We start from the raw sequence: 1,210 nt of genomic DNA, 5'->3' as shown, positions 1-1,210 counted from the left end.
TACGGATAAGCTAGAAAGAGCACACGGAGGATGCCTAGGCACCAGGAGCCGAAGAAGGACGTGGCGAACAACGATAATGCCTCGGGGAGCCGTAAGCAGGCTTTGATCCGGGGATGTCCGAATGGGGGAACCCACGTGAGGTAATTCTCACGTACCATGCAGTGAATACATAGCTGCATTGGAGGCAGACGAGGGGAACTGAAACATCTAAGTACCCTCAGGAAAAGAAAACAAAAGTGATTCCGTCAGTAGCGGCGAGCGAAAGCGGATTAGCCCAAACCAGAGGGCTTGCTCTCTGGGGTTGTAGGACGCCGATGTGGATGCAGCAGGTTAGGTGAACCGGTCTGGAAAGGCTGGCCATAGTGGGTAAGAGCCCCGTAGCCGAAAGTCTGCGAACATCCTAGGCGTATCCTGAGTAGGGCGGGACACGTGAAACCCCGTCTGAATCCGGCAGGACCATCTGCCAAGGCTAAATACTCCCTGGTGACCGATAGTGAAGCAGTACCGTGAGGGAAAGGTGAAAAGAACCGCGGGAGCGGAGTGAAATAGAACCTGAAACCGTGTGCTTACAAGAAGTCAGAGCCCGTTAACGGGTGATGGCGTGCCTTTTGTAGAATGAACCGGCGAGTTACGTTCCCGTGCGAGGTTAAGGTGAGAAGCCGTAGCCGCAGCGAAAGCGAGTCTGAATAGGGCGCATGAGTACGTGGACGTAGACCCGAAACCGTGTGATCTACCCCTGCCCAGGGTGAAGGTGCGGTAACACGCACTGGAGGCCCGAACCCACGAATGTTGAAAAATTCGGGGATGAGGTGGGGGTAGCGGAGAAATTCCAATCGAACTCGGAGATAGCTGGTTCTCCCCGAAATAGCTTTAGGGCTAGCCTCGGGAGATGCGTCGTGGAGGTAAAGCACTGATTGGGTGCGGGGCCCGCCAAGGGTTACCAAGTCCAGTCAAACTCTGAATGCCACAGACGTTATCCCGGGAGTCAGACAGTGAGTGCTAAGATCCATTGTCAAGAGGGAAACAGCCCAGATCATCAGCTAAGGTCCCCAAGTGTGTGTTAAGTGGGAAAGGATGTGGAGTTGCACAGACAACCAGGATGTTGGCTTAGAAGCAGCCACCATTGAAAGAGTGCGTAATAGCTCACTGGTCGAGTGACTCTGCGCCGAAAATGTAACGGGGCTAAACACACCACCGAAGCTATGGGTCC

1 rRNA gene is annotated in these 1,210 nt (G+C 54.2%); it reads left to right on the top strand.

Features of this window, described 5'->3' with window-relative positions:
* Nucleotides 1–3 precede the first annotated feature (3 nt).
* Nucleotides 4–1,210 (top strand): 23S ribosomal RNA (locus tag QMG93_RS34920); the annotation flags it as partial.

Origin of the sequence: Paenibacillus tyrphae (genome assembly GCF_027925525.1) — a bacterium.
In the GTDB taxonomy this organism is placed as follows: domain Bacteria; phylum Bacillota; class Bacilli; order Paenibacillales; family NBRC-103111; genus Paenibacillus_G; species Paenibacillus_G tyrfis_B.
Note: the sequence above shows the minus strand (reverse complement) of the source record. Positions and strands in the feature narration are given on the sequence as shown.